Source organism: Rhodoferax sp., from assembly GCF_039922535.1.
In the GTDB taxonomy this organism is placed as follows: Bacteria; Pseudomonadota; Gammaproteobacteria; order Burkholderiales; family Burkholderiaceae_C; genus Rhodoferax_B.
Genome location: NZ_JBDTEM010000360.1, coordinates 1 through 5,635 on the forward strand (window position 1 = coordinate 1; position 5,635 = coordinate 5,635).

General features: G+C 60.3%; 7 protein-coding genes, 1 tRNA gene and 1 pseudogene. 5 read left to right on the plus strand and 4 right to left on the minus strand.

Annotation, left to right across the window (positions count from 1 at the left end):
* The first annotated feature begins 52 nt into the window (after positions 1-52).
* Both cydB and cydX read left to right on the plus strand, forming a co-directional pair.
* Complete coding sequence (gene cydB / locus ABI213_RS17185; RefSeq protein ID WP_348006153.1) at positions 53-1,207, plus strand: cytochrome d ubiquinol oxidase subunit II; 1,155 nt, start codon at positions 53-55, stop codon at positions 1,205-1,207.
* A gap of 39 nt (positions 1,208-1,246) precedes the next feature.
* Positions 1,247-1,378 (plus strand): cytochrome bd-I oxidase subunit CydX, encoded by a 132-nt coding sequence (gene cydX, locus ABI213_RS17190; protein ID WP_315243155.1) that lies wholly within the window; start codon positions 1,247-1,249, stop codon positions 1,376-1,378.
* Between the two features lie 3 nt (positions 1,379-1,381).
* On the opposite strand, the gene ABI213_RS17195 is transcribed toward cydX, so the two are convergent.
* Positions 1,382-1,945, minus strand: a complete 564-nt coding sequence (locus ABI213_RS17195; protein ID WP_348027985.1) for a GbsR/MarR family transcriptional regulator — start codon at positions 1,943-1,945, stop codon at positions 1,382-1,384.
* Between the two features lie 105 nt (positions 1,946-2,050).
* Positions 2,051-2,135 (minus strand) — tRNA-Leu (locus tag ABI213_RS17200).
* 40 nt (positions 2,136-2,175) lie between these two features.
* On the opposite strand from ABI213_RS17200, the gene cysM reads away from it, so the two are divergent.
* The 3 genes from cysM to ABI213_RS17215 all read left to right on the plus strand — a co-directional run bounded on the left by cysM (position 2,176) and on the right by ABI213_RS17215 (position 3,983).
* Positions 2,176-3,078: a cysteine synthase CysM gene (gene cysM / locus ABI213_RS17205; RefSeq protein ID WP_348027987.1), complete on the plus strand. Its 903-nt coding sequence runs from the start codon at positions 2,176-2,178 to the stop codon at positions 3,076-3,078.
* 85 nt (positions 3,079-3,163) lie between these two features.
* Entirely contained in the window at positions 3,164-3,715 is a 552-nt protein-coding gene (locus ABI213_RS17210; RefSeq protein WP_348006156.1) for an NUDIX hydrolase, read from the plus strand.
* 40 nt (positions 3,716-3,755) lie between these two features.
* Positions 3,756-3,983, plus strand: a complete 228-nt coding sequence (locus ABI213_RS17215; protein WP_348006157.1) for a sulfurtransferase TusA family protein — start codon at positions 3,756-3,758, stop codon at positions 3,981-3,983.
* 34 nt (positions 3,984-4,017) lie between these two features.
* Here the strand turns inward: ABI213_RS17215 and ABI213_RS17220 are convergent, their stop codons facing one another.
* A complete protein-coding gene (locus ABI213_RS17220) occupies positions 4,018-5,199 on the minus strand; it encodes a glycerophosphodiester phosphodiesterase (RefSeq protein WP_348006158.1) in 1,182 nt (393 codons plus the stop codon).
* Between the two features lie 70 nt (positions 5,200-5,269).
* Positions 5,270-5,635: pseudogene (locus tag ABI213_RS17225) on the minus strand (valine--tRNA ligase); the annotation flags it as partial.

Here is a 5,635-nt window from a genome sequence, read left to right on the forward strand (position 1 = left end):
CCTCCGGTGCGCAACCCCCGTACCGCTGCTATTTGAACTGAGGAACACCAACATGGTCTTGCATCAACTGCTTTCGTATGAAACCCTGCGCCTAGTCTGGTGGCTGCTGCTGGGTATTTTGCTGATCGGCTTTGCCGTCACCGATGGCTTTGACCTCGGCGTGGGCATGCTGCTGCCGTTTGCCGGGCGCGACGATCTGGAGCGCCGCGTCATAATCAACAGCGTGGGCCCGGTGTGGGAGGGCAACCAAGTCTGGCTGATTCTGGGCGGAGGCGCTATTTTTGCCGCCTGGCCGCCGCTGTATGCGGTGTCGTTTTCGGGCTTTTACCTGGCCATGTTTGCGATTTTGCTGGCCTTGATCTTGCGGCCCGTGGCCTTCAAGTTCCGCAGCAAGCGTGAAGAACCGGGTTGGCGCGCCCGCTGGGATGCCGTGCTGTGCTTTAGCGGTTTTGTACCTTCGCTGATCTTCGGCGTGGCCATCGGCAATGTGCTGCAAGGCGTACCCTTCCGTTTCTCCAACGACATGCACATCTTTTACGAAGGCACGTTCTTCGGCCTGCTCAACCCGTTTGCGCTGCTGTGTGGCCTGGTCGCGGTAGCCATGCTGGTGTTGCATGGCAGTGCCTGGCTGGTATTAAAAACCTCGGGCCCGGTGGCCGAGCGGGCGCGGGGCATCGGCAGTGTGGCCGCCATCGCCAGCGTGGTGCTGTATGCCTTGGCGGGCTGGGTGATGTGGGGCTGGGTGGTGGGCTACCAGGTCACCAGCGCCTTGCCGGTGAACGGGCCGTCAAATCCACTGCTGAAAACCGTGGCCTTGCAAGCCGGTGCCTGGTTTGCCAACTACGCCGCCCAACCGGTGTTGTGGTTGGTGCCTGCGCTGGGGGTGGCCGGATCTTTGCTGGCCCTGGTTTGCTTGCGGGTGCGTCGTGGTGGGCTGGCTTTGCTGGCCAGCGGGCTGTCGATTGCCTGCATCATTTTGAGCGTGGGCGTGTCGATGTTCCCGTTCATCCTGCCCTCTTCGCTCGATCCGCGCTCCAGCCTGATGGTATGGGACGCATCTTCCAGCCATCTGACGCTGTTCATCATGCTGGTGGTCACCGCGATTTTTATTCCGCTGATCGTGGCCTATACCAGTTGGGTCTACAAGGTGATGTGGGGCAAGGTGGATGCCGATGCCATTCGCGACAACCGTGGCCACGCGTACTGAAGGCCGTTGCGCACACCATTAACTAAAAGGATTCTAAATATGTGGTACTTCTCTTGGCTGCTGGGCCTGCCCCTGGCTGCAACCTTTGCGGTGCTCAATGCCATGTGGTACGAGCTGATGGACGATGCCGCCACGCGGCATGACAAGCTCGATAAACCACCGCACGGATAAATATCAGGGGGTTTTTTCGGACTTGAAGACCTGTTTCACCCGGTCTGTGACCTGGATGAGTTTTTGCACCTGGGAGCCCATCTTCATCAGCCGGGCCAGAGAGGCTGAATCCATCTTCTGCACCTCGTCCAGCCAGGAAGTGCCCAGCTCGATCAGGTCGTGCATCTCCTTCATGCGGGCCTGGGCGTGCACATCTTCATCCGCCGTGGGTTCTTCCAGCAGGGCATCGCGCAGCATCGACAGGGTGGGGTCGATCTCGCGTTTGCGCCGCTCGGCGGCCAGGGTGCGAAAGATGGCCCACACGTCTTCAGGTGCATGGAAGTATTCGCGCCTGTCGTTAGGCAGGTGGTGCAGCCGCACCAGGTTCCACGAGGCCAGCTCTTTGAGCCCCATGCTGACGTTGGAGCGCGAAAATGCCAGGGCTTCGGCAATTTCATCGGCATTGAGCGGCTTGGCCGACACAAACAGCAGGGCATAGATCTGGCCAACCGTGCGGTTGATGCCCCAGCGGCTACCCATTTCGCCAAAGTGCAGAACAAAACGCTGGGTCAGGGGCTGCAAGTTCATACTGGATTCCTTTGATTCCCGAATTTTCAGAATTTACTGTACTTCACGGCCTGACAGCTAAAAAAAAACCCCTTAACTCGTTGGAGTTAAGGGGTTTTTGGTGTGTGGTGCCCGAGGCCGGAATCGAACCGGCACGCCTTGCGGCGGGGGATTTTGAGTCCCCTGCGTCTACCAATTTCACCACCCGGGCAATGCAGAAGCAAGACCAATATTATGGCACAGTGCAGGGTATGAAATATCCAACAATTGAAGATGTCATCGGAAAAACCCCGATGGTGGCGTTGCAGCGCATTGGCGCAGCCGCTAACGCCGAGCGCGGCAACGTGGTGCTGGGCAAGCTGGAGGGCAACAATCCGGCCGGTTCGGTGAAGGATAGGCCCGCGCTGTCGATGATCCAGCGGGCGCAGGAGCGCGGTGAAATCAAGGTGGGCGACACCCTGATCGAGGCCACCTCGGGCAACACCGGCATTGCGCTGGCCATGGCCGCTGCCGTCAAGGGCTACCGCATGGTGCTGATCATGCCGGAGGACCTGTCCATCGAGCGCGCCCAGACCATGAAGGCCTTGGGTGCCGAGCTGATCCTCACGCCCAAAAGTGGCGGTATGGAATACGCCCGCGACCTGGCCGACCAGATGCAGCGCGAAGGCAAGGGCCGGGTGCTGGACCAGTTTGCCAATGCCGACAACCCGCGTGCCCACTACGAGAACACTGGCCCGGAAATCTGGGCCGACACGCAGGGCCAGATCACCCATTTCGTCAGCGCCATGGGCACCACCGGCACCATCACCGGCGTGTCCAGGTTCCTGAAAGAAAAGAATCCCGCCATCCGCATCATCGGCGCCCAGCCCAGCGAGGGCTCGCGCATCCCCGGTATCCGCAAATGGCCGCAGGCCTACCTGCCCAAGATTTACGACCCCACGCACGTGGACGAACTAGCCTATGTGAGCCAGGACGATGCCGAGGAAATGTGCCGCCGCATGGCGCGCGAAGAGGGCATTTTTGCGGGCATCTCCGCCGCCGGAGCCTGCTGGGTGGCGCAGCAGATCGCCGAGCGCGAGACCAACGCCACGGTGGTGTTCATCGTCTGCGACCGGGGTGACCGGTATTTGTCCACCGGCGTTTTCCCCGCGTAAAAATTTATAAAAAATAGGGCTCTGGCGCAGATTCCACCTGCGCAAGCAGCTCTTTTTGTTATAGCAACGGCGACCACTCCCATCCATGCCCTCTGCCTTCAAATTCTGCCCCCAGTGCGCCACACCGCTGGCCTTGATCAGCCAATTGGAAGACGGCGGCCCCCAAGAGCGGCTGCGCTGCCCGGCATGCGACTTCACCTATTGGAACAACCCCACGCCGGTGCTGGGCGCGATCGTGGAATACGGTGGACAAATCTTGTTGGCGCGCAACGCGGCCTGGACCAACGCGATGTACGCGCTGATCACCGGCTTCATGGAGGCAGGCGAAACCCCGCAAGAGGGCATGGCCCGTGAGATTCTGGAAGAAACCAACCTGCAAACCTCAGAGCTGAAGCTGGTGGGCGTGTACGACTTTCAGCGCATGAACCAGGTGTTGATCGTCTACCACGCGGTCGCCCATGGCGAGGTGCGTTTGTCGCCCGAACTGGTGGACTATCGGCTGTACGACCTGGCCGATGTGAGGTGCTGGCCCGCCGGGACCGGTTATGCAATGGCTGATTTTCTACGCGGGCGCGGGTTTGAGCCGCAGTTCATGGAGCCCATGCTGCCCAACCCGGTTGAAAATGTTAAGAACTAAAATCGAAATCCACCCTAGGATATCCAAGGACAACAGCCCCATGCAGACAGACAAAGAAATCGACACCCGCGGCCTGAACTGCCCGTTGCCCATCTTGAAGGCCAAAAAGGCGCTGACCGACATGCAAAGCGGCCAGTTGCTCAAGGTGGTGTCTACCGACCCGGGCTCGGTGCGCGATTTCCAGGCGTTTGCCAAGCAAACCGGCAACGAGCTGGTGGACCAGCAAACCGCAGGCGCGGACTACATCCACGTCCTGCGCCGCCGGTAATTGAAGCTGCCCGTAGTGGCAGCGCCGTTGGCTTTTAGTTTCCGAGGTATGCCTTACGGGCCGCCAGTGCGGTGTCGGTGAAGTCGGTGAACACGCCGTCCACACCGGTTTTGTAGATGGCTGTGTACTCGTTCGTGCCGTCCTTCTGGTAGTCCATCGCCAGGCGGCGTGACTCGTTGCGGAAGGTAAAGGGGTGCACAAACAGCCCGGCTTTGTGCGCATCGGCTACCAAATTGGTCGGTGCCATCGACGTAGCGTCCGCGTCGTTGATTTTGCCGTCGCCATTCACATCCATGGGCCTGCCGTCGGCTCCGATGCTGCCTTTGACGCTGATGATGTAGCGCTTCCAGGGGCCAATGCCGTCGGCATAGGTTTTTATTTCTGCCAGGCCCGCAGGGGTCAACATGGCATCGAAGTTGCGCTTGTCACCCACCATGGTCCAGTCGAAGGGGCGATCGCTGGGGGCTTTGAACGTGACGTTGCCGGTGCGCAGGTCTACGCTGTCGCCGTCAATCAACTGCACCACCTTGGTCTGCAGGCCTTTGGTCCGCATGTACTGCAAGCTGCTGGGCTCGAAGGACTGGACGAAGATGGGGGCGGTTTTGCTGTTCCAGCCGGCCTTGACGATGGTGGCCACAAACTCGTCTTCCATCGGTATGCCCAGCGCCGCGAAGTAGCTGGGGTTCTTGGTTTCCGGGTAGATAGCGATGCTGCGGCCCGTGGCAATGGACTGCGCTTTGGCGAGATCAATCACCTCCTGGAAGGTGATGACTTTGAACTGGCCGTTGAACTGCTGCGGGCGCTCTGCGTCGGTGGAGATCGCCCCCAGGGTTTTGATTTCGGCCAGCGTGAAGTCGTCACTGAACCAGCCGGTCTGGGTTTCGCCGTCGATCTGCAGGGTCTTCTTGCGTGCCGCGAATTCGGGGTGCTTGGCCACATCGGTGCTGATGGCCAGGTTCGGGTCGTGGCGGGCGATGAGTTGGCGGTCTTTGGTGACGATGATGTCCATCTCGATCACGTCGGCACCCAGCTCGATGGCGCGGATGTAGGCTTCTTTGGTTTCTTCCGGCAGGTAGCCCGATGCACCCCGGTGCGCAATCACCAGCGGGGGTTGGCCGTTCAAGGTGCTGGTGTTGCCACCGGGCAAGCTGCTGCAAGCGCCCAGGCCCAAAGCCATGGCGGTGCATAAAAGGGTGCGCGTGGGAAAGGCAAGCATGGACGCTCCGTGGTTAAAGCAGTCCATGCTAGTGGCAGACTGTGACGGATCAACGTCACATTGCGAATGCTTACCCCAGGCGCGCCAATTGCTCTTTCAGCCGTTCCAACGTGGCACCAAAGTCGGTGATGCGGCCACGTTCCAGGGCGATCACGGCGGGCGGGGCTTTGGCCACAAAGGCTTCGTTGCTCAGCTTGTTTGTCGCCTTGGCGATCTCGCCTTCTAAACGCGCGGCTTCCTTGCCCAAGCGGGCTTTTTCGGCGTCTACGTCGATTGCCATGTGCAAGCACAGGCGCGCGTCGCCCGCCACCACGGTGGGGGCAGCTTGCGCAGCGGCTTGCCAGGCGGCTTCATCGTCAAACAGCTTGACTTCGCTCAGCTTGGCCAGCGACTGCAGTACGGGGGCCACCTGCTGCATGAACTCGGCATCGCCCAC

What these genes read in the sequence shown, in the direction of transcription:
- ABI213_RS17195 (WP_348027985.1), bottom strand. Translation starts at nt 1,945, where the DNA reads ATGAACTTGCAGCCCCTGACCCAGCGTTTTGTTCTGCACTTTGGCGAA.
- ABI213_RS17215 (WP_348006157.1), top strand. Translation starts at nt 3,756, where the DNA reads ATGCAGACAGACAAAGAAATCGACACCCGCGGCCTGAACTGCCCGTTG.
- cydX (WP_315243155.1), top strand. Translation starts at nt 1,247, where the DNA reads ATGTGGTACTTCTCTTGGCTGCTGGGCCTGCCCCTGGCTGCAACCTTT.
- cydB (WP_348006153.1), top strand. Translation starts at nt 53, where the DNA reads ATGGTCTTGCATCAACTGCTTTCGTATGAAACCCTGCGCCTAGTCTGG.
- ABI213_RS17220 (WP_348006158.1), bottom strand. Translation starts at nt 5,199, where the DNA reads ATGCTTGCCTTTCCCACGCGCACCCTTTTATGCACCGCCATGGCTTTG.
- cysM (WP_348027987.1), top strand. Translation starts at nt 2,176, where the DNA reads ATGAAATATCCAACAATTGAAGATGTCATCGGAAAAACCCCGATGGTG.
- ABI213_RS17210 (WP_348006156.1), top strand. Translation starts at nt 3,164, where the DNA reads ATGCCCTCTGCCTTCAAATTCTGCCCCCAGTGCGCCACACCGCTGGCC.